Origin of the sequence: Clostridium folliculivorans, from assembly GCF_024341905.1 — a bacterium.
GTDB lineage: Bacteria > Bacillota > Clostridia > Clostridiales > Clostridiaceae > Clostridium_AR > Clostridium_AR folliculivorans.
In genome coordinates, this window is sequence record NZ_BQXY01000007.1 from 143,747 (window position 1) to 166,898 (window position 23,152).

Consider the following 23,152-nt stretch of genomic DNA (forward strand, 5'->3'; position numbering starts at 1 on the left):
ATCGTTTTTTATTTATTTAATGCAGCCTTCATTATAGAACCTGCTGCTTGTGCTGCTTTCACACCACCAGCGCCACCACCTTCTATAATTACAGCAACTGCTACTTGTGGATTATCCGCTGGTGCAAATCCCACAAACCATGAATGAGGAACACCATCCTGCCCATTTGGTAACTGATAATCTGCAGTTCCAGTTTTACCTGCTGCACCAGTTCCTCCAAAAGCAGTCTTCCAGCTAGGGTCCCTAGGCATTCTCTCATCAACTATATATTTCATATAACTTTTTATAGTATTTGATGTATCTTGAGAAATAACATTTCTAGCAACCTTCGGAGAATTCTTACTTAGAACTTCTCCATCTTTATTTATAACCTCATTAACTAATTGTGGTTCCATCATTATTCCATTATTAGCTATAGTACTTGCTACCAGTGCCATATGCATTGGTGTAGCCAAAATACTGCTTTGTCCGATACCTGATTGAGCTATACTACCCTTTTCATTACTTTTTAAAGTAGGAAATCTACTATCTTCCAATGTAATGCCATCTGCTGGAATATCTTTGTTAAAACCAAACTTCTCTGCCATTGTTTTCAATTTGTCATTTCCTAACTCTAGTGCTAAGTTACCAAATACAAAGTTTGATGAAACTGCTAATGCTTGCTTTAAACTAAGAGTACCATATACATGGCCATCCAGATTACTTAAGGACTCCTTAGAATTAAAAACTATCTTACCAGTATCATTAAAAGTCCTATTGGTTACACCCGGTAAATTATCTATAGCCGCCGCTAAAGTCACAATCTTAAAAGTTGATCCTGGAGGATACATTCCCATAACCGCTCTATTTATAAGTGGTGAATCCTCATACTTTCCCGCATTTGCTTGCTTCATAACCTCATCCAAGTTATTTGGGTCATATGAGGGCTTAGAAACCATCGCCAATACTTCTCCCGTCTTAGGATTTAAAACTACTACTGCACCTTTGTTGTCACCAAGAGCATTGAAAGCTGCTTTTTGGATTTTATCATCTAGAGTAGTAATTACACTGTTACCAACTTTATCTTCTGTCTTATTTCTATTATTAAAAGCTTCTACTACGTTTAATGATTTTACAAATGTTTTGAGTGTTACACTGTGATAGTTGGTAAGCTGTTCATCATACTTACTTTCAAGTCCTGTTATTCCAAACTTAGGGTTTACATATCCCAGTACTTGAGAGTATATTTCGCCACCCTTATACTCCCTATTCTGAGTCAACAAGTCATTTTTAGATGAAGCTGTTAAAGGGTTCTTATTTCTATCATATATAGTACCTCTAAGAACCTCATTCCTTTTAGCCCACAGTCTCTGATTTTGTGGTTTAGCAGCAATTTCACTAGCTTTAAATAATTGAAAATAGGCAATATATGAAATTAGGGCTAAGATCAAAACCAGATAAACAACCAATACCTTTTTTATACTGTTTGATAAATCTTTCATCTTTTAGCCCTCCTCTGAAATCTTTTGAAGTATTCCTAGTGCAAAAAACATAGTCATCATTGATGTTCCGCCATAACTCACCAATGGTAAAGTAATTCCTGTAAGAGGTATTACTGAGAAAACTCCACCTATTATAACTAACACCTGCATTACTATCATAGCACTAAATCCTACTGCATTTAACTGGGAAAATTTATCATCAGTGCTAAGTGCGGCTCTCATGCCCCTATAGAAGAGCAAGAAATAAAGTAACATGATCCCTATACCAAAAATAATTCCAAACTCTTCACATATAACTGCAAAGATAAAGTCTGATTCTTTTACTGGTACAAAACCTGGATACCCTTGTCCAAGCCCAGCCCCAAAGAAGCCTCCAGAAGATATTGAAAACAATCCTTGAACTATCTGATAACTTTGATCATTTGCATACTTCCAGATATCTTTCCATATTATAACCCTCTTTCGTACATGAGAAAAAAGATTATAGCTGGCCACTGCACCTGCTGAAAATAGCAATAAACATGTAATAACATATTTTAATTTATCCGTAGCTATAAAAAGCATAGTAACTGATATACCAAAGAATATTAAAGCTGACCCTAAGTCTTTTTGAAGTACCATGCAGCCTATCACTGCCATTACAACTGCGGCCGGCTCTACAAGCTGCTTAAAATCTTGAATTATATTCTTTTTATCCTCATAGTTAGATAAAGCTGCGGCTAGGTATAATACGAAAAATATTTTTCCTATTTCGGAAGGCTGAAAACCAAATCCTCCAAACTTAACCCAGTTTTTAGCTCCATAAACTTCAGTACCTATAAAAAGTGCCATAGGCATAAATACAGCTGTTATTCCAAGATATATGTATTTATACTTAGTAAAACTTCTTAAATCAGGCAGTATAACAACTATCAATATATAAGCAGTAATCCCAACTATAAACCAGATTAACTGCTTTACTGCAAATTGAGGATTTATTCTATATAGCATAGCTATACCTATAAAAGATAGGATAGCCGAAAAAATCAGTAAAAATTTATCTCCATCTGGAAAAAATCTTCTTATTATAAAATGCGCATAAGCAATTAAGATTATTATTATACCACCCATTACTAGCGCTCCTATATCAATAGGATTCTTCAATAATGCTAAATCCCCAAATAGCGCTATACATAAAAGATATGATATCAATAATAATCTCTTTTCATACTTTATTGAACTCATTTGACCACCTCAAGCCTAAAAACTTTATTTTCTTTAGTCGATAACTCTAAAAATAGTACTACCAAATCTTATTTCATCTTCAACCCTTAACTTTACTCTTCCGCTAATCTTGTTGTCATTCACAAAGGTTCCATTTGTACTATTTAAATCTTCTAAAATAAATTCATCATTTCTCAAATATAACTTTGCATGATGACCTGATACAAATTGATCATTTAAGACTATCGAATTATCTTCTCTTCTTCCTAATGTTATGCTATCCATCACAGGTATAACTGAACCCGGCTTAAGTTGGTGATTATCTAAAGCTTTTATAACTTCAATTCCATGGGTCTTCTTTGCCGTCGAAGTTCTTCTCTTCCCACCAGTTTTAACATCCTTGTACATTATTTTTAGTGCATAGTAGATAATTACATAAAGTATTATTATAAATATAGCACCAAAAACTGCACTCATTATCTTTTTAAAATCCATATCTTCACCTCAAACTTTATTACCCAAGATTATCCTATCTTTTATTCTCTTCTTTCTCCATATTGATTATACAATAAATTATAACTTAAATCATGACAAATTATAATTCATACGTTTTCACTGAAAAAATTTATATTTTCTTAAGATTTTATACTTATATTTTTACTCCATAAATTAACTTACACATAAATCTCTGAATATATTCTCACAATAAATTTTTATTCTTTTTGTTTAATAAAGTCCTATAAATTTAATGTTTTTACTGTATAATATATTTGTAACACATTATATTGATGCCTTTTATTTAAAAAATCGCTGAAGTGGCTTTCTTCAGCGATTTTTTTGCGCATCTGCCTTTCCTAATGTACATGAGGAAAATCTAACAATCAAATAAGTTTTATTCTTTACTACATAGCCATGGATGTACCACTTCGTAATGAAACTTATTATTTTTAAATTCTCTCACCAGAAACCGTGAGAGTTTTAAAAATAGATTTCAGTTCGAAGTGGTACATCTATAGATGAACCACTTCATAATTAAACTTATATTTTCAAATTCTCCTCTCAGAACCCAGAGGAGTTTTGAAAATAGATTTCGGATTGAAGTAGTTCATCTTTATATAAGAATCTTATATTCCTTTTGCAGTAAAAAAGAGCTGATAAAAATTTTATCAGCATCATAGTATTTCAATATCTTTTCTTTCACTTTTTAGGTTTCCTATCTTTTGACTTCTTTTACTCAACTCTTGGTAAACTTCATCAACCTCAATTCCCATATCAGCCATTAAAACTAAAGTATGATATAACAAATCGCATATTTCACTTATTCCATTTTCTTTGCTATCATTCTTGCCTTCGATTATTACTTCAGTACACTCTTCTCCAACCTTTTTTAATATCTTATCTCTTCCTTTAGAAAATAGATAATTTGTATATGATCCTTCCATAGGATTTTCTTTTCTGAATTTTATAACTTCGTAAAGTTGCTTTAATTCATCTTCCATATCTACTTCAAGCCCTCCTTTATTAAATATAACCCTTACCTAAAATACCACACATACTTTGTATTATAAGAATTATAGGACCATCACAACATAAATTTTTATAACGTCCTATAACTAATATAAACTATGTTAGCTTACAAAAGCTTTCTATAAAAACAAGTTCTTTCGCCAGTATGGCAAGCAGCACCTTTTTGTTCAACCTTGATTAACAAAGTATCTTCATCACAATCAATATATATATCCTTCACTACTTGAAAGTGCCCTGAGGTTTCGCCTTTGTTCCAAAGTTTATTTCTAGATCTACTGAAGAACCAAGTAGTTTTTGTCTCTAAGGTTTTCTTATAGGATTCTTCATTCATATATGCAAGCATTAATACTTCACCATTAGTTGCATCTACAATAATTGCTGGTACTAAGCCCTTTTCAAAATTTGGTTCCATTGTAACTCCTCCAAACAGCTTACTTTACCTATATTCTAATTTCTATTTCATTTTCTCTTAAATACTTTTTAACCTCACTTATAGCTGCTTCCTTATAGTGAAATATGGAAGCGGCTAATGCAGCATCAGAATTTGTATTCTTAAATACATCTCTTATATGCGACATACTTCCACAACCTCCAGATGCTATTACAGGGATGTTGACAGTGCTACAAATAGCATTTAAAAATTCTATATCATATCCATTCTTTGTACCATCGGCATCCATACTTGTCAAAAGTATTTCTCCAGCTCCTCTTTTAGCTACTTCTTTAGCAAAAGTTATGGCATCAATACCTGTATCTATTCTTCCACCGTTTATAAATACATTCCACCCACTACCGTCTTCTCTCATCTTGCCATCTATAGCAACAACAATACACTGTTCACCAAAAAGTTCTGCACCGTCAGAAATCAACTTAGGATTTCTTATGGCAGCTGAATTAATTGAAGTCTTATCAGCACCAGCTCTCAGTATTGCCTTTATATCTTCGATTGTACTTATTCCACCTCCTACTGTTAAAGGAATAAACACTTCATTTGCAGTTCTTTCAACTACATCTAACATTGTTTTTCTGCCTTCATGACTAGCGGTTATATCAAGGAAGACTAATTCATCTGCACCTTCATCATTATAAAACTTAGCTATTTCAACAGGATCACCTACATCCTGCAATCCAACAAAATTTATCCCCTTAACCACTCTACCCATCTTTACATCTAAACATGGTATTATTCTTTTCGTGATCAATTATCCCACCCCTTTCTACGTAAAATCTAGGTACTGTTAAGTACCTGTTGAAATTAAGTGGCTATACATCCGATGCTTTATATCAACTTAATTTCAACAACATTCTTTGACATCACAAGACTTAATTTTTTGTAAGTGCTATAGCTTCATTTAAATAAAGATTGCCTGAATAAATAGCTTTTCCAGTTATAGCTCCATAAATATCTAATTTCTTTAACTCATTTATATGACCTAAATCCTTTATTCCTCCAGAAGCTATTATATTGGCACTAGCTACATTTTCTTTTAAGGCCTTAAGCATATCTAAATTAGGGCCTTCTAGTGTTCCATCCTTTGAGATATCCGTAACTATAAATGTTTTTACTCCAATGCTTTCTAACTCTTTAGCAAATTCTATATAGTTTTTTTCTGTTACTTCAACCCAGCCCTTAATTGCAACTTTTTCATTAGCAGCATCTATTCCTACTGCTATCTTTTCATCATATTTATCAACAGCTGATTTTAGTAATTTACTATCGTTAATTGCTGAGGTTCCTAGTATAACTCTTTTAACTCCTATTGAAATCAAATTATCAATAGCTTCAATTGATCGTATGCCGCCACCTACTTCTATAGGTACATCTACACTTTTCACAACCTCTTCTATTATTGATAGATTTGCTTGATTGCCGCTAAAAGCTCCGTTAAGATCAACAATATGGATAAATTCTGCTCCTTTATTCTCAAAGGACTTTGCTACCTCAACCGGATTCTCTGCAACTACATGAGTTGTGTCTTCCTCACCTTTATAAAGTCTCACACACTTTCCATCTTTCAAATCTATAGCAGGTATTATTATCACTTTATCAGCCCCTTCAAGTTCTTCAATATATTAAGCCCTACATCTCCACTCTTTTCAGGGTGAAATTGAAACCCTATTACATTATCTTTTGAAACCACTGCTGGAACATCTACTTCGTATTCAGCATAAGCATTTACGTTAGTTTTATCAGTCTGCGCGTAGTATGAGTGAACGAAGTAAACATAACTACCTTCATCTATTCCTTTTAAGGTATCACTTGGGACATTGAACTTAAGTCTATTCCATCCCATATGAGGAACTTTTTCTTTTATATCAAATTTCTTTACATGTCCATCTATAAAACCCAATCCTTCAGTGTACTTAACTTCATCACTAGATTGAAAAAGTAACTGCATTCCAAGACAAATACCTATAAGGGGCTTTCCTTCTTTCACTTCTTCCTTTAAAAGTTCATCCAGTTCTCTTTCCCTAAGATTCTTCATTGCAGCTGGGAAAGCTCCTACACCTGGAAGTATTATTCCACTGCTGGACTTTATCTCATCTTTACTACTAGTTATCTTAGATTCTATACCTAAACTCCAAAGTGCCTTCTCAACACTTCTTAAGTTGCCAATTCCGTAATCTATTATTGAAATCATATCTTCACCTCATTTCATTTATATATAGATGAACCACTTCATAATTTGACTCATATTTTCAAGCTCTCCTCTCAGAACCCAGAGGAGTTTTTAAAATAGCTTTCGGATTAAAGTGTTTCATCTTTAGATAAACTACAATACACCTTTTGTGGACATAACACCTTTTATCTTTTCATCATAAGAAGTTGCTTCTCTAAATGCTCTTCCAAATGCTTTAAATAGTGCTTCAATCATATGGTGATTATTCTTTCCATATAACACTTTACAATGTAAAGTTATTCCACAATTAGCTGCTACAGCTCTAAAAAATTCTTCTGTCAGTTCCACATCAAAATTACCTAAAGTCTTGCTTGTATCAATAGGCCCATCAAATACCAAGTAATCTCTACCACTTAAATCTAGAGATACCAAGGCCAATGCTTCATCCATAGGAACATAGGATGTTCCATATCTTTTAATACCAGCTTTATCGCCTAGAGCCTCTCTCATTGCCATCCCAAGTGTTATTCCAACATCTTCTACAGTATGATGCCCATCTATATAAAGATCTCCCTTTGCTTTTATCTTAATATCCATAAGAGAATGTCTACACATCAAAGTGAGCATATGATCGAAAAATCCTATTCCCGTGTTCACTTCATATTTACCTTCTCCATCTATTTTCAAACTAACCTCAATATCTGTTTCACCAGTTTTTCTTTTTATATCTGACTCTCTCATATTATTTATCCCCTAGAAACTTATTTATTGCCTCAAGTAAAATCCTGTTCTCATCACTATTTCCAACAGTTATCCTTATGCAATTTTCTAGTCTTCCTTTTCCAAAAAATCTTACTGAAACTCCTTCATCTTTAAGGTATTCGTAAAGTTCTTCCGCCTCTTCAATTTCAATTAAAATAAAATTAGTACCGCTAGGATAAATCTTAAAGTTTATTCTCTCAGATAAACTTAGCAAACTTATTTGCAACGAAGATTTCTCTCTTAGAATCCTTGAGATATTATCTTCTATTACCTGCTTATTTTCGTATATTAGGGCGCCTATTTCTTGAGTGATGGAATTTACATTGTAAGGCGGTTTTACCTTGTATATCTCCATTAATAATGCTGAGTTAGTTATTAAAAATCCTAACCTCAAAGCTGCTAACCCTATTTTTGATGCAGTTCTGAGTATTATTAAATTATCGTAATTGTCTATTTCATCTATTACTGTATTTCCATAAAACTCAAAATAAGCTTCATCTATAACAACTATAGAATTTACTGATGTTATGAGTTTTAATATATCTGCTTTTTTAACAATTCCACCTGTTGGATTATTGGGCACTGAGACAAACACAACTTTAGGTTTCTCATTGTTTACAAAATTAATAAAGTCATCAATATCTAAGGTAAAATCTTCATTCAAATCATATTCAAGAACCTCCGCACCATGCAAAACTCCATAAATCTTATACATTGAAAAATCTGGATTTAATTTAACTATTTTATCTCCGCTATTTACGAAAGTGTTGCAAACAATTGATATAAGCTCATCAGATCCATTACCTATCATTATCTTTTCTTTATCAGCTCCTGAGTAGTAGCCGTAAACTTTTCTTAACTTTTCTCCAGTTGGATCAGGATATCTATTTATCTTTATATCCTTAATGACATTAATTATCTCTTCTTCCAGCTGCTTTTCTATATTAATAAAACTTTCATTGGCATTTAAAATCACTTGGCAATTATTCACTTCTGCTTCATAGGGTTTAAAATCACTTAGATCTTTTCTAAACAAACTATTCATTGTCAACCCTCACTTTTATGGAATTTCCATGAGCGTCTAAACCTTCTGCCTTAGCTAGAATCATTATATCTTCACTTAATTCTCTAAGAGCTTCTTCTGTATAATATATATAACTAGATTTTTTTATAAAGTCATCTACAGATAAAGGTGAAAAAAATCTTGCCGTTCCATTAGTAGGTAGAACGTGGTTTGGACCAGCCATATAATCACCTAAAGGTTCTGGGCTATATTGACCTAGGAATATTGAACCTGCATTTTTAACTTTTCCAAGATATGCTATAGGGTTTTCAATCATTAACTCCAGATGTTCTGGCGCAATAGTATTTGCCATATCTATGGCTTCCTCTAATGATTTAACAACTAATATTCCCCCATAATTCTTAAGTGAAGCCTCTATAATTTCTTTTCTATTTAGATTCTGAATTTGTACATTTATTTGTTTATTAACTTCCTCTGCTAAAGTTTTGCTAGTTGTTATAAGCACAGATGAAGCAAGTTTATCATGCTCAGCTTGAGACATTAAATCCGCAGCTAAAAACCTAGCATTAGCTTTTTCATCACATACTATAGTTATTTCACTAGGACCAGCTATCATATCTATATCCACCTTGCCATAACAAACCCTCTTTGCTAAAGCAACATATATATTTCCTGGTCCTACTATTTTATCAACCTTAGGAATAGTGTCAGTTCCATAAGCAAGAGCTGCTATAGCTTGAGCTCCCCCAACTTTATATATTTCACTTACTCCAGCGAGCTTAGCAGCTACTAGTATATTAGAATCTATACTTCCATCTTTCTTTGGTGGAGTTACCATAACAATTTTTTTTACTCCTGCTAGCTTTGCTGGAATTACATTCATAAGAACTGATGATGGATAAGCTGCACTGCCTCCAGGAACATATACTCCTACCTTCTCTAGAGGAGATATTTTTTGCCCCATGATTACTCCATTTTCCTCAGTGCTTACCCATGATTGTCTTATTTGCTTTTTGTGAAAGTATTCTATATTTGTTATTGCTTTTTCTAAGGCGTTTTTTATATTGTCAGATACTTTATTAAAAGCATCTTCTATTTCAACTTCGCTAACTTTTAACTGATCTAATGTCACTCCATCAAACTTTTCAGTGAAAGCTTTAACTGAAGCATCTCCCTCTTTTCTCACAGAACTTATTATGCGCTCCACTGCTTCTAAAGCTTCTTTGCTATCCTCTTCGCTTCTTCTTCGCATTAATTGAAGAAACAGCCCAATAGAATCATTATCTTCATATATTTTAATCATTATTAGCTTCTCCTTCACTTGAATTCAAAAAATCTTCAATCTTATCTACTAAATCCAAAACTATATTCTTTTTCATTTTCATACTAGCCTTATTGACAATTAATCTAGCACTTATATCACAAATCTTATCGAAGATTATGAGACCATTCTCCTTTAATGTTGTTCCTGTTTCAACTATATCTACAATGGCATCTGCTAATCCTAAAATCGGGGCAAGCTCTACTGAACCTTCAATTTTTATTATCTCAACATCTTCACCCTTTTCTCTAAAGTAATCATGTGCTACCTTAGGGTATTTAGTTGCTATAACCTTTCTTTTAAAGTTAGGAATAAATCTATAGCTTTCTAATGATGCTAAGGCAAAGAAACACTTTCCTTTATTTAAATCTATCACTTCGTAAAAATCAGGTGTATTTTCAAGTATAGTATCTTTTCCGACTATCCCCATATCAACTACTCCATGCTCTACATAGGTTATAACATCCTGTGCCTTTGCTAAAACAAATTCCACAGGATAGTTGTCACTTTTCAATATAAGCTTTCTCCCCTTATTTTTGAGCTCAGTAGTGTCTATACCTATACCATCAAAAATTCCTATAGCATCCTTCTCTAGACGTCCCTTAGTAAGTGCTATTCTAATATTTTCCATTTTTAAACATCTCTCCTATAAATACTCCAGTAGGGCTTAACCTATATTCAATAACTTCATTTCTGTTAACTTTCATTATCCTGTTTATCCCTTTACCCCTACAATAATCAGCCACTTCTTCAAAACTTTCTTGTATATTAAGCTGCCAATTTCCGTTAGCCTTATTTAATGAATTCATTATTTTTATAGCATTAGCATAAGAGTCTTTTTCAAAAAATATTACACCTGTTATTTCATCAGTTTTTTCGGTTTTAGTTTTTTCATATATAAGCTTTTGTATAGCATCTACATTTATAGCTAAACCTGCTGCTGCACTTTCTTCTCCAAACTCTCCAACCAAACCATCATATCTTCCGCCGCTTAGTATTTCTTCTCCTACTTCTTTTGTGTAACCTTTAAATATAGCACCTGTGTAATAATTAAAACTTTGAATCATAGCTAAGTCTACTGAAACATACTCTGAATATCCTAAGGATTCTAAAGTATTATATATATAACTTAAATCTCTTAATGCATTTATAGCCTTTTCCGACTTTACAAGTTCTTGTGCTTCATCAATTACATCTTTTCCTCCAAACAGTTGAGGTAAAGCTCTCAAAATTTTATATTGATCTTCGTCTAACTTACTTTTCTTTTTATTTAAAAAAGAATATAGTGATCCTAGATTTTTATTCATTATCAGGTCCTCAAGCTCACTAACTTCTTCGCTATCGAAATCTATGACCTCAAGGATTCCTTCAAAGAACTTACACTGTCCTATTTCAATCTTGAATTCTTCTATCCCTATTTCTTTTATAGTATTAATAGCAGTTATAAGTAATAGTATTTCTGCTTTTATATTTGAAATACCTATTATTTCAATTCCACATTGAGTTATCTGATTATTTTTACCGTGATTATGCTCATTAGCTCTATATACATCCCCAACATAGCTAAGCATAGCAGTTCCACCCTTAATCTTAGTAGAATAGACTCTTGCAATAGGAATTGTTAAATCAGGTCTTAAGGTAAGTATTCTTCCCTTAAAATCAATTAATTTATATATCTTTTCATCTTCTATTGGATGATTTGAAAAATTAAAAACATCATAGAATTCTAAAGTTGGTGTTTGTACCTCATTAAACCCAAAGTTCTTAAATACTTTTCTACTTTTTGATATTACGTCATTTTTTATTTCACATTGATCAAATAAAAGATCTTGAGTTCCTTCAATAGCATAATTTCTCCATATATTCATTCTATAGCCCACCTTTTAATACTTCATTACTTTAACCAAGTAAAACATTAAAACTCTAAATCATTAAAATAATACTACTATAAAAATAATTCTCTGTCAATATAAGGTTATACTTTTTCATAATAGAATCCTAATAATTATTTACTTTTTTAATAAATTTAATAATTAGTTGTGATATTTAAAATTAAAATATTAATTTATAAATATGGTACTGATTTTAAAATTTTCCGCATTTAAATCACTATTTTGAAAGTAAGCCTTCAACCATTGGATGCCTTAATGATTCTTACGCAAATAATTAATGTAAATTTCTTTATAGTTATATAATTCCTGTATTTCTATATATTAAACCGCCCATAAAGGAATTAATTCTTCATGGACGGTTATATTAATATCATAAGGAATGTAGCAATATAAAAAACTGAAGTTGATTTTAACTGCAGTTTAGTTCAAAAGCACCAATTAATCTTACTGTCATTTGAAACACGGATCTGAAGTATGAACACTTTGATGATGCAATATCTCAAAACCCTCGAGGGTCCTGACCTATGAACTTGAAACAAGTGTCGATGTTAATCGCGCTTAATCAAGATGATTGATTATCTAACTTGTGCCTAAAATATTGTTTACATTCCTTTTAATATATTAAAGGGTTCAGTATTAATACTGAACCCTTTAGTGTAATAATTATAAATATTTTTTTAGATATTTACCTGTATATGACTCTTCATTTTCTACTATCTTCTCTGGAGTACCAGTACACAATATAGTACCGCCTTTGTCCCCACCTTCTGGACCAAGATCTATTATATGATCTGCACATTTTATCATATCAAGGTTGTGCTCAATAACAACAACTGTATTACCCGAATCAACAAGTCGTTGAAGTATTTCTATAAGCCTGCTTACGTCAGCCACGTGTAGTCCTGTTGTTGGCTCATCTAATATATATAAAGTCTTTCCTGTACTTCTCTTTGAAAGTTCATATGCGAGTTTAATTCTTTGCGCTTCTCCACCAGATAACTGAGTTGATGGCTGACCTAGCCTTACATATCCAAGTCCTACATCATGAAGCGTCCTAAGTTTGTTATGTATTCTTGGTATATTTTCAAAATAATCGAGTGCTTCTTCAACTGTCATATTTAATACATCGTCTATATTCTTACCTTTATATTTAACTTCTAGTGTTTCTCTATTATATCTTTTACCCTTACATACTTCACATGGAACATATACGTCGGATAAAAATTGCATTTCTATTTTTATTATTCCATCTCCACTACATGCCTCACATCTTCCACCTTTAACATTGAATGAAAATCTTCCTTGTTTATACCCTCTCATCTTAGCTTCAGTTGTGTTAGAAAATAGTTCTCTTATTATATCAAAAGTACCGGTATAAGTAGCTGGATTCGAACGAGGAGTTCTTCCTATAGGACTTTGGTCTATGTCGATTATCTTATCAATGTTTTCATACCCTGTTATTTCTTTATGCTCTCCAGGAATAACTCTAGACTTATTTACAATTTTATAAAGTCCCTTGTATAGTATTTCATTAACTAAAGTACTCTTACCTGATCCAGACACCCCAGTAACCATAGTAAGTGTTCCAAGTGGAAACTTAGCATTTATATTCTTTAGATTGTTCTCTTTAGCACCTTTGATTGTTATAAAGTTACCATTACCTTTTCTTCTCTCACTAGGAATATCAATTTTCTTTCTACCAGTAAGATACTGGCCAGTTATCGACTCTTCAGTATTTTCTATTACATCTATCGGACCGGCTGCAATTATCTGTCCTCCGTGTTCTCCAGCACCAGGGCCTATATCAACTATAAAGTCAGCTTCTCTCATAGTATCTTCATCATGTTCAACTACAACAAGAGTATTGCCTAGGTCTCTCAAATGTTTTAATGTTGCTATAAGTCTATCGTTATCTCTCTGATGTAGCCCTATACTTGGTTCGTCTAAGATATACAACACTCCCATAAGCTGAGAACCTATTTGAGTTGCTAGTCTTATTCTTTGAGATTCTCCACCAGATAAAGTTCCTGAATTTCTTGCTAGGTCCAGGTAATCTAGTCCAACATCAATTAAAAATTTTAGTCTTGAATTTATTTCTTTAACTATTTGCTGGCTTATTATCTTATTCTTCTCTGAAAACTCTATAGAGTTTATAAAATCTAATTCATCTCTAATACTTAATCTTGTGAATTGATTTATGTTTTTATCCCCTACAGTAACAGCTAAAGCTTCTGGCTTTAACCTAGCACCTTTACATTTAGGACAAGGATTGTTGCTCATATATTGCTCAATGTCAGTCTTTATGATGTCAGAGCCAGTTTCCATATATCTTCTCTTTAATGAATTTATTTCTCCATCAAAGGCATGCTTATATCTTCCCAAAATTCCTTCTTTAGTATAATCAACTTCTACTTTTTCTCCATTAGTTCCATATAGCAATAATTCAACTATATTTCTAGGAAGGTCTTTAATAGGAGTTTTTAAATCAAACTTATACTTTTTCTCTAAAGCTTTAAGTACAGCATAAGTCCAAGCTCCTTCTGCTAATCTTCCTTCTCCCCATGAAGCTATAGCACCATCCATAACGCTTAAATCTTTATTAGGTATAACTAAATCTTCATCAATCTCCATTAAGGTTCCAAGACCATCACAGTGATCACACTTTCCAAAAGGTGAGTTAAATGAAAACAATCTTGGTGCCAATTCATCTATACTTATCCCACATTCTGCACAAGCAAATTTTTCACTAAAAAGTATATCATGCTCTCCTAATATGTTTACTATTACTAATCCCTCTGCTAGTTTTAACGCAGTCTCCAAAGAATCAGTAAGTCTGCTTTCTATGTCTGACTTCACGACCAATCTATCTATTACAGCTTCTATACTGTGTTTTTTATTCTTTTCTAAAATCACTTCATCTTCAGAAAGATCATATATTTCACCATCTATTCTTGCTCTTACATACCCATTCTTTTTTATATTCTCTAGAACTTTCTCATGAGTACCTTTTCTACCTCTAATTATAGGTGCTAATATCTGTATCTTTGTTTTTTCCTCAAAATTCATAACTTTATCCACTATTTGATCTATGGTCTGCTGAGTTATTTCTTTACCACACTTTGGGCAATGAGGCACACCAACCCTAGCATAAAGCAATCTTAAATAATCATATATTTCAGTAACAGTTCCTACCGTTGACCTAGGATTTTTGCTAGTAGTTTTTTGATCGATGGATATAGCTGGTGACAATCCCTCGATTGACTCCACTTCTGGTTTATTCATTTGACCTAAAAACATTCTAGCGTATGCTGAAAGAGATTCTACATATCGTCTCTGCCCTTCAGCATACAGTGTATCAAAAGCTAATGATGACTTTCCTGATCCTGATAAACCTGTAAATACTACAAGTTTATCTCTTGGAATTTCTAAGGATACGTTCTTTAAATTATGTACTTTTGCACCTTTTATTACTATCTTATCCTTCATCTCATTTCTCCTTACTTACATATTGAATCCTATTCTTAAGTTATCTATTCCTCTAAACTGACATACTACTTCAATCATTAGACTCCAAATAATGCTTTCGATGATCTTACGAAGCATTATTTGGATAAATTTCAATTTGAAGTAGTATGTCTATAGATGTACCACTTCGTAATAAAATTTATTATTTTTAAATTTTCTCCCCAGAACCCGTGAGAGTTTTAAAAATAGATTTAGGTTCGAACTGGTACATCTTTATATATTCTAGTCAATATTATTAATGCTATTCTTTTTTGAACATAAGTTCGCATGTAACTATTTTAATTCTTTACAATTTATAAGTCAACTTTTAGTTATTAATTTTTACAAACAAAAAAGCATAAATCTACCAATACCAATTGATAATATTCTAAAGAGTTTTATTTTTAGTTTCATAATCAATTAGTTTATACTTTAGGCGATATTAAAGCACCGTGTTGAAATTAATTGGTTAATCATCCGACGCTTTAATGAGCTTACGCAAAGAATTAATATGATTTTGTCATATTCCAATTAAGGTTATCTAAACTAATTTATTATAATCAAAAACCTCTAAAGCTTATAATAAGCTTTAGAGGTTAAAACTAATGTATTTAAAATCAATTGTTTATAGTTTTAAAATAGAACCTAGTTTCCTCATTTATATAATCTAAAAGAAACAAATCTTCTTCCAATACCTTCCCAATAACATTCACTCTATCATCCTCTGGTAATGCTTTAATTGTTATCTGAAGTTCTCCCATATATCTCATATAACCTTCGTTATCTAAAGTTACGGAGCCTATCTCTCTATTTACACAATTGTCAGCTTGTATGACCTCATCACTTATAAGCAAGCTCCTGCTTTCAACTGCTCTAATTACATCTTCAGCACAATCTGCTCTATTAGTATAACAAGGAAATTCCATATATCTTTTTGTAATATAACTTTTTGCAGAAAGCGCTACTCTTAGTTCAATACAGCCATCTTTAATAGCTCCTACTGATACTATTTCATTTTTACTAGGACTTCCATCTCCAAAAAAAATATCATCTACTCCTAAAGCAATTAAATGTCTAGCACTTGTATATGGGTCTAAATATCTATGAGCTTCAAGTGTAGGAAGCCCCTCATAAATCGGTCCCCTTTTTCCTGATAATGAAGGAATAAATGCTGAAATCTTAATTCCATATTTTCTTAACAACTGATTTTTTCTTATAAATAAAGTTTCAGATATTCCTGTATTCTTTCTAGGATAATAGTTATGACATGCTTGAATATTTCTATAGTTAGGAGTATATTTTTCTAACTCATCAAAAAATCTTTCTGTTACAGTTGATGCATTAATTTCTACTTTAAATCCAAACTTATTTCTACTTAAATCTGCAATGAATTTTTCAGAATATCCAAAATCTAATCTTAAAACGTCTATTCCTAAATCCCTAACCCTTGCTAAATCATCCTTATCTATTTTAAGAAATTTATAAGCATTAGGAGAAATATCAGCAACTATCTTCATATTTAACTTATTCGCTAGCTTTGACACTTCACCAAACTGTTCTAATACGATATCGTAATTGGCTTCTGGTATATGGAAAGATGTAAAAATTCTATCAAAGCCATTTTCCTTAGATAATTTTATATTATTCAGTATACTATCTAAAGAATACTCCATACCTAAAAATACAGATATTCCTTTTCCCATGATTACTTCCTTTCCTAATACATAGAATATTATGGATGTACCACTTCGTAATAAAATATATTATTTTTAAATTCTCTCACCAGATGCCGTGAGAGTTTTAAAAATAGATTTCGGTTCGAAGTGGTACATCTATAGATAAACTACTTCATATTAGAACTTATCCAAATAAAGATTCGTAGAACCATCGAAATCTTTATTTGGAGTTTAATGACTGAAGTAGTTTATCAGTTCAGCGGAATAGATAATCCAGTTCCATCTAATAGAACTAAGTCATGCCTCTGTTAACGATTAATGGTAACAGGATTATCAGATATAAATTTCATTTGGAACTAGTTTATCTATATATTTTAACTTCAATATTTAAATTATAATTCTACTCCTCGACAGGATCATCAAAACCAAGTAAATAGGTAGCTATAAATCCTGCAACATAAGCAACGATCAATCCCACAACAAATAGTATTGGTTTATTAGTTATTGCGGCAAGAGGTATACCTGATAGCCCCATTGATGTTGAACCAACTTTAAATAAAGCTTGTGCTGCCCCACCGAAAGCTCCACCTATACATGCTCCTATAAAAGGTTTTCCAAGAGGTAAAGTAACTCCATATATAAGGGGTTCTCCAACTCCCATCATTCCTACTGGAAGAGCTGATATTATTGTTTTCTTAAGTCTTTTATTCTTAGTCTTAAAATATACTGCTATTGCAGCACCTACTTGACCTGCTCCAGCCATAGCTAGTATAGGAAGTAAAATGTTAATACCTGCAGTTTTAAGTAGATCAACATGTATTGGTGTCAATCCTTGATGTAATCCAGTCATAACTAATGGTAAAAATAATCCACCTAATATAAAACCAGTAATTGCTCCACCACCAGATATAGCAGTTTTAGCAGCATATCCGATTCCATCTGATATCATTCCACCTAAAGGTTGAAGTGCAAACAAAGCAGCGAAAGCTGAAATAAGTATTACTGCAAGAGGAGTTAAAAATAAATCCAATGTTTCTGGAATAACTTTTCTCAACTTCTTTTCTAACCAGCTTGAGAATGCAACTACCAATAAAACAGCAATTATTCCGCCTCTTCCAGGTAGAAGTGCTGTACCTCCTATAGTAACTTTTGCTAAGTCCGGATGAGATATTATAGCTGCCATAGCACCACCAAGCATAGCTGATCCTCCGAACTCTTTAGCAGCATTAACACCTACAAACAAATTAAGTCCATAAAAAACTGCATTACCAGTTATCTTTAATATTCCTCCAATAGTTGTATTACCATAGTTAGGATCTATCTTTAAAACAATGTTTAATATTGCAGTTACAAGTCCACAAGCTATAAAAGCTGGTATTAAAGGTATAAAAATATTAGATAATTTCTTTAAAAACAATTTAAATGGAGTTGCATTTTTCTTATTTATCTCTTCCTTTAAAGCTTTAGCATCATCCACTTCTCCTATGCTAATTCCAGTGATAGTTCCAAAAGCCTCAGTAACCTTATTTACTCTGCCAGGTCCTAGAATAATTTGAAGTTGTCCTTGTTGTTCTACTACGCCTAATACACCTTCAATCTTTTTAATCTCATCAACTTTACATAAAGAGGCTTCATTAATTCCTAGTCTAAGTCTTGTCATACAATGAGCAACTGAAGATATATTGTCTTTTCCACCAACGTTTGTCAGTATTTGCTCCGCAACGCTTTTTACATCAATGCTATTATTCATAAAATTTACCCCCATTCTTTTTATATTAAGATTCCAAACTCTTTAGAGCTCTTGCTACATATCCTTTATTACTCTCAAGTACACACTCAGCATCCTTTTTCTGTAATCCTGACATAATCATAAGTATAGATAATTTAACATCATACCCAGTATGCTCAAGTACAGCTATAGCCTCTTCCCTAGCAACCCCTGTAGCTTCTATCAATATCCTTTGTGCTCTCTCTACTAACTTCTCATTTGTAGATTTAACATCTACCATTAAATTGCTATACACCTTGCCAATCTTAACCATAGCACCTGTGGACAACATATTAAGCACCATTTTTTGAGCTGTACCTGCCTTCATTCTTGTAGAGCCAGTAATCGCTTCTGGTCCTACTACAGGCGCTATCGATATTTTAGCAATTTTTGAGATGCTTGAATCTGGATTGCATGTTAGTCCTATAGTTATTGCACCAAGTAAGTTAGCATACTCCAATCCACCTATTACATATGGCGTTCTTCCGCTTGCTGCAATACCAACTAAAATGTCTCTTTCATTAAAACCTATATTTTCTAGATCTTGTACACATAATTCTTTTGAATCCTCAGCCCCCTCCTTTGATTTAAATATTGCGCCATATCCTCCAGCTATTAACCCTTGTACCAGATTTTCTTTCACGCCATATGTAGGAGGGCATTCAGATGCATCTATAATTCCAAGCCTTCCCGAAGTCCCTGCTCCACAATAAATTAATCTTCCACCACATTGTAATGCATTGGATATGTAATCAACCGCAATAGCTATGTTCTCTATTTCTTTTTCAACTGCAAAAGCTACTTTCTTATCTTCTTCATTAATCATTTTTAACATTTCAATAGTAGATACCTTGTCTATATTCCTTGTATCGGCATTTCTAGTTTCTGTAATCAAGTTTCCCAAATCTAATCTCATCTCTTATCCTCCCGAAAACATTTACCTTATATCTATAATTATACATACAAGAAACTTTGTTTCAATGTTTTCTTTATTAAAACGAAATATTATTTCAATTATTATTAATTTATCTTTTCTACTCTACTATTTTTATTTCTTTCCCAATTTATGTATGCACTAATTATTAAAGTTCAAAATCATTAATATAACTCTGTCAGTTGATTAACTTTTTTTTACTGTATGTATCAAAAGGCTGTCAAAGGCGTTGAAGTTGCCATGCTTAGCCAGTATTAAAATTTTATATTTTCATATGCAATAAAAACAGCGTAGCTCTATAAAAGTTTTAAACTTTTTATAAAACTACGCTGTTTCATTTGTATATATTACTATTCCTTAAGTGGTTGCACAATCTTTTTAGTTTCTCTTAAATGGTGTTCTGTCAATTCAAAGTTCTCTTTTGCTATACCCAAATATATTATATCTGTTATAAGTAGCTGGGCAAATCTAGAATTAATAGCACCTATTCTTAACTCACCTTCATTATTTGGTAAAAATATAGATATATGAGATAGAGATGCTAATGGAGTTTTTCCCCATTTTGTTATAGCGATACATTTTGCTCCATTATCTCGTGCTCTTTTTACCGCAAGGTTAACTTCCTTAGTTCTTCCACCATATGATATAGCTATAACAACATCTTTTTCTGTTATATGTACCGAAGTTGCTAGACCTAAATTACTATCTAAACTAAACACACATCTCCGATTTATTCTTAAAAGCTTCTGCTGTAGATCCATCGCTACCAGCGCTGATGCTCCAACTCCAAGTAAATATATAGTCTCTGCTTTTTTTATGGAGTCTAGTGCCTCTTGTAAGTTTTTAAAATTAATTAATCTAACGGTCTCTTCTAGAGTGTTTTGTACTCTTCCTTCTATCTTCTGAACCATCTCTTCTACCGTATCATCATGCTTTAAGATTGTATCAATTTCTTCATCATTAAAGGATTGAAGACTTTTAACAAGTTCAATCTTTAATTCGCCAAAACCGTCAAAACCTAAACTCCTAGAAAATCTAACTATAGAGGCAGGTGAGGTCTTGGTTAATTCTGCCAGATCCTGTGTTGATATATTTATTACATCCTTGCTATTTTCAATTACGTAATCTGCTATTTTCTTTTCAGTTTGTGTGAAATACTCATAGTTTTGTCTAATCTTTGTAATGCAGCTCATAAAATCATCACCTAATCCTAAACTTTCTTCTTTAATCCATTTATTAAGTCTCTTAATTCTGCTGCTCTTTCGAACTGAAGATTCTTAGCTGCATCCTTCATCTCAGCCTCATATTTTTTAATAAGTGTCTTAGGATCTTCATTAACTTTATTTTCTTTACTAACTTTATATTCTGTCTTGTCTTCAGCTACCTTTGTAGCTTCAATTACTTCTCTTACGTCCTTTATTATAGTTGTTGGTACAACGCCATGCTCTTCATTGTACTTCATTTGTATCTCTCTTCTTCTGTAAGTTTCTTTTATAGCCTTATCCATTGATCTAGTAATATTATCTGCATACATTATTACCGTACTCTCTGAATTTCTAGCAGCTCTACCTATAGTCTGTATAAGAGATGTCTCAGATCTTAAAAAACCTTCCTTATCAGCATCTAATATAGCAACTAGTGCCACTTCAGGTATATCTAATCCTTCTCTTAACAAGTTTATACCTACTAGTACATCAACTTCTCCCAATCTTAAAGATCGTATTGTTTTCATACGCTCTATAGTTTCAACATCAGAATGCATATAAGTTGTATTTACACCTAAATCCGTAAGATATTTTGTAAGGTCTTCAGCCATTCTTTTTGTTAATGTTGTGACTAATATTCTAAATCCTTTAGATATAGTTTTTTGGATTTCAGCATATAAATCATCTATTTGTCCTTCAACTGGTTTAACAACAATCTCTGGATCCAAAAGACCTGTAGGTCTTATAATTTGCTCAGCTATATTAGTAGCATGATCAACTTCATATTGTGCAGGAGTTGCAGATACAAAAACCACTTGGTTGATTTTTTTCTCAAATTCATCAAACTGTAATGGTCTATTGTCATAGGCACTAGGCAATCTAAATCCGTATTCAACTAAAGCAGTTTTTCTTGATCTGTCGCCACCATACATAGCTTTTACTTGTGGCAAGGTAACATGACTCTCATCAATAAACAGTAAGAAATCCTCTGGAAAATAGTCTATCAATGTTTTTGGAGGAGTACCTGCAGCTCTTCCATCCAATATTCTCGAATAGTTTTCTATACCACTGCAATATCCCATTTCTCTTATCATTTCTATATCAAAATTAGTTCTCTGCCTCAATCTTTGAGCTTCTAACAATTTATCTTGTGCATTTAATTCTTTAAGTCTAATCTCAAGTTCATCTTCTATTTGTTTTATCGCTGCATCTACTTTCTCTTTTGAAGTTGCAAAATGGGATGCTGGTGATATTGATATATGATTTCTTTCTCCAATTATCTTTCCAGTAAGAACATCAAATTCTCTTATTCTATCTATTTCATCACCAAAAAATTCTATTCTTATTCCCTTGTTTGAATATGAGGCAGGTATAACATCTAGAGAATCTCCTCTAACCCTAAAAGTTCCTCTGGCAAAATCAATATCATTTCTTTCGTATTGAATTTCAATTAATTTTTTTATTATTTCATCTCTTTCTTTAACCATTCCAGGCCTTAGAGATATGGTTAATTTGGAGTATTCCTCAGGATCTCCTAATCCATATATACATGAAACTGACGCGACTATTATAACATCTCGTCTCTCTAACAATGCTGAAGTAGCAGAATGCCTAAGCTTATCTATTTCATCATTTATGGAAGCATCTTTTTCTATAAACGTATCTGTTTGTGCTACATATGCTTCAGGCTGATAATAATCATAGTAGGATACAAAATATTCAACAATATTATTAGGGAAAAATTCTTTAAATTCTTCGCATAACTGAGCTGCTAAAGTTTTATTATGAGCTAATATCAATGTAGGTCTCTGAACTCTATGTATTATATTAGCCATAGTAAAAGTCTTACCTGATCCTGTTACTCCAAGAAGTATTTGACCTTTTTCACCATTATTTAATGAGCTGACTAAACTATCAATTGCCTGCGGTTGATCTCCCATAGGCTTAAACTTGGATACTATTTCAAATTCTGGCATACTAATACCTCCGTACATACTTTCGTATTCTTATTTTATTCTTTTAGTCATTTTAAAGTCAATAGGTAAAAAGAGTTACTATTTCGAACCATAATATATTTTTTAAACTCTCACGGCTTCTGGTGATAGAATTTAAAAATAATAAGTTTCATTACAAAGTGGTACATCCATAGGAATTCTATAGCTTTAATAAAAAGAAAGGGTATGTTTAAGAATATTATTGAAATTAAGTGGTTATGCGGGAGATGCTATATGAAC

The 23,152-nt window shown here is 32.3% G+C and carries 19 protein-coding genes; all 19 read right to left on the reverse strand.

From position 1 onward, the window contains the following. Nucleotides 1-8: 8 nt before the first annotated feature. The 19 genes from OCU55_RS18315 to uvrB all read right to left on the reverse strand — a co-directional run bounded on the left by OCU55_RS18315 (nucleotide 9) and on the right by uvrB (nucleotide 22,894). Nucleotides 9-1,481 carry a peptidoglycan D,D-transpeptidase FtsI family protein gene (locus OCU55_RS18315; RefSeq protein WP_261853739.1) on the reverse strand — a complete coding sequence of 491 codons (1,473 nt, stop codon included), beginning with the start codon at nucleotides 1,479-1,481 and terminating at the stop codon, nucleotides 9-11. A gap of 3 nt (nucleotides 1,482-1,484) precedes the next feature. Next, on the reverse strand, nucleotides 1,485-2,705 hold the full coding sequence (locus tag OCU55_RS18320; RefSeq protein ID WP_261853740.1) for an FtsW/RodA/SpoVE family cell cycle protein: 1,221 nt from the start codon (nucleotides 2,703-2,705) through the stop codon (nucleotides 1,485-1,487). Nucleotides 2,706-2,738: 33 nt separating this feature from the next. Beyond that, nucleotides 2,739-3,179: an FHA domain-containing protein gene (locus tag OCU55_RS18325; RefSeq protein WP_261853741.1), complete on the reverse strand. Its 441-nt coding sequence runs from the start codon at nucleotides 3,177-3,179 to the stop codon at nucleotides 2,739-2,741. 677 nt (nucleotides 3,180-3,856) lie between these two features. Continuing rightward, the gene (gene hisE / locus OCU55_RS18330) at nucleotides 3,857-4,183 is read right to left on the reverse strand and encodes a phosphoribosyl-ATP diphosphatase (protein WP_261853742.1); all 327 of its coding nucleotides are present in this window, start codon (nucleotides 4,181-4,183) and stop codon (nucleotides 3,857-3,859) included. A 134-nt stretch (nucleotides 4,184-4,317) separates the two neighbouring features. Then, on the reverse strand, nucleotides 4,318-4,623 hold the full coding sequence (hisI, locus tag OCU55_RS18335) for a phosphoribosyl-AMP cyclohydrolase (protein ID WP_261853743.1): 306 nt from the start codon (nucleotides 4,621-4,623) through the stop codon (nucleotides 4,318-4,320). 28 nt (nucleotides 4,624-4,651) lie between these two features. Then, nucleotides 4,652-5,413: an imidazole glycerol phosphate synthase subunit HisF gene (gene hisF / locus OCU55_RS18340; RefSeq protein WP_261853744.1), complete on the reverse strand. Its 762-nt coding sequence runs from the start codon at nucleotides 5,411-5,413 to the stop codon at nucleotides 4,652-4,654. 121 nt (nucleotides 5,414-5,534) lie between these two features. Next, entirely contained in the window at nucleotides 5,535-6,254 is a 720-nt protein-coding gene (gene hisA, locus OCU55_RS18345; RefSeq protein ID WP_261853745.1) for a 1-(5-phosphoribosyl)-5-[(5-phosphoribosylamino)methylideneamino]imidazole-4-carboxamide isomerase, read from the reverse strand. Next, the gene (gene hisH, locus OCU55_RS18350; protein WP_261853746.1) at nucleotides 6,251-6,853 is read right to left on the reverse strand and encodes an imidazole glycerol phosphate synthase subunit HisH; all 603 of its coding nucleotides are present in this window, start codon (nucleotides 6,851-6,853) and stop codon (nucleotides 6,251-6,253) included. The genes hisA and hisH overlap by 4 nt, the downstream gene beginning before the upstream one ends. A gap of 132 nt (nucleotides 6,854-6,985) precedes the next feature. Then, nucleotides 6,986-7,573, reverse strand: a complete 588-nt coding sequence (gene hisB / locus OCU55_RS18355; protein WP_261853747.1) for an imidazoleglycerol-phosphate dehydratase HisB — start codon at nucleotides 7,571-7,573, stop codon at nucleotides 6,986-6,988. Nucleotide 7,574: 1 nt separating this feature from the next. After that, nucleotides 7,575-8,639, reverse strand: a complete 1,065-nt coding sequence (hisC, locus tag OCU55_RS18360; protein ID WP_261853748.1) for a histidinol-phosphate transaminase — start codon at nucleotides 8,637-8,639, stop codon at nucleotides 7,575-7,577. Further along, entirely contained in the window at nucleotides 8,632-9,921 is a 1,290-nt protein-coding gene (gene hisD, locus OCU55_RS18365; RefSeq protein WP_261853749.1) for a histidinol dehydrogenase, read from the reverse strand. Before hisD ends, hisC begins: the two co-directional genes overlap by 8 nt. Then, nucleotides 9,914-10,570: an ATP phosphoribosyltransferase gene (gene hisG / locus OCU55_RS18370; RefSeq protein ID WP_261853750.1), complete on the reverse strand. Its 657-nt coding sequence runs from the start codon at nucleotides 10,568-10,570 to the stop codon at nucleotides 9,914-9,916. The genes hisD and hisG overlap by 8 nt, the downstream gene beginning before the upstream one ends. After that, nucleotides 10,557-11,807: an ATP phosphoribosyltransferase regulatory subunit gene (hisZ, locus tag OCU55_RS18375; RefSeq protein WP_261853751.1), complete on the reverse strand. Its 1,251-nt coding sequence runs from the start codon at nucleotides 11,805-11,807 to the stop codon at nucleotides 10,557-10,559. The genes hisG and hisZ overlap by 14 nt, the downstream gene beginning before the upstream one ends. Before the next feature lie 687 nt (nucleotides 11,808-12,494). Further along, complete coding sequence (gene uvrA / locus OCU55_RS18380) at nucleotides 12,495-15,317, reverse strand: excinuclease ABC subunit UvrA (RefSeq protein WP_261853752.1); 2,823 nt, start codon at nucleotides 15,315-15,317, stop codon at nucleotides 12,495-12,497. Between the two features lie 635 nt (nucleotides 15,318-15,952). Beyond that, nucleotides 15,953-17,038 carry a DUF871 domain-containing protein gene (locus tag OCU55_RS18385; protein ID WP_261853753.1) on the reverse strand — a complete coding sequence of 362 codons (1,086 nt, stop codon included), beginning with the start codon at nucleotides 17,036-17,038 and terminating at the stop codon, nucleotides 15,953-15,955. Between the two features lie 373 nt (nucleotides 17,039-17,411). Further along, complete coding sequence (locus tag OCU55_RS18390; protein ID WP_261853754.1) at nucleotides 17,412-18,761, reverse strand: PTS transporter subunit EIIC; 1,350 nt, start codon at nucleotides 18,759-18,761, stop codon at nucleotides 17,412-17,414. Nucleotides 18,762-18,786: 25 nt separating this feature from the next. Then, nucleotides 18,787-19,695, reverse strand: coding sequence for an N-acetylmuramic acid 6-phosphate etherase (gene murQ / locus OCU55_RS18395; RefSeq protein ID WP_261853755.1), 909 nt, complete (start codon nucleotides 19,693-19,695; stop codon nucleotides 18,787-18,789). A gap of 368 nt (nucleotides 19,696-20,063) precedes the next feature. After that, nucleotides 20,064-20,906: a MurR/RpiR family transcriptional regulator gene (locus OCU55_RS18400; RefSeq protein ID WP_261853756.1), complete on the reverse strand. Its 843-nt coding sequence runs from the start codon at nucleotides 20,904-20,906 to the stop codon at nucleotides 20,064-20,066. A 17-nt stretch (nucleotides 20,907-20,923) separates the two neighbouring features. After that, entirely contained in the window at nucleotides 20,924-22,894 is a 1,971-nt protein-coding gene (gene uvrB, locus OCU55_RS18405; protein ID WP_261853757.1) for an excinuclease ABC subunit UvrB, read from the reverse strand. Between the last annotated feature and the right edge of the window lie 258 nt (nucleotides 22,895-23,152).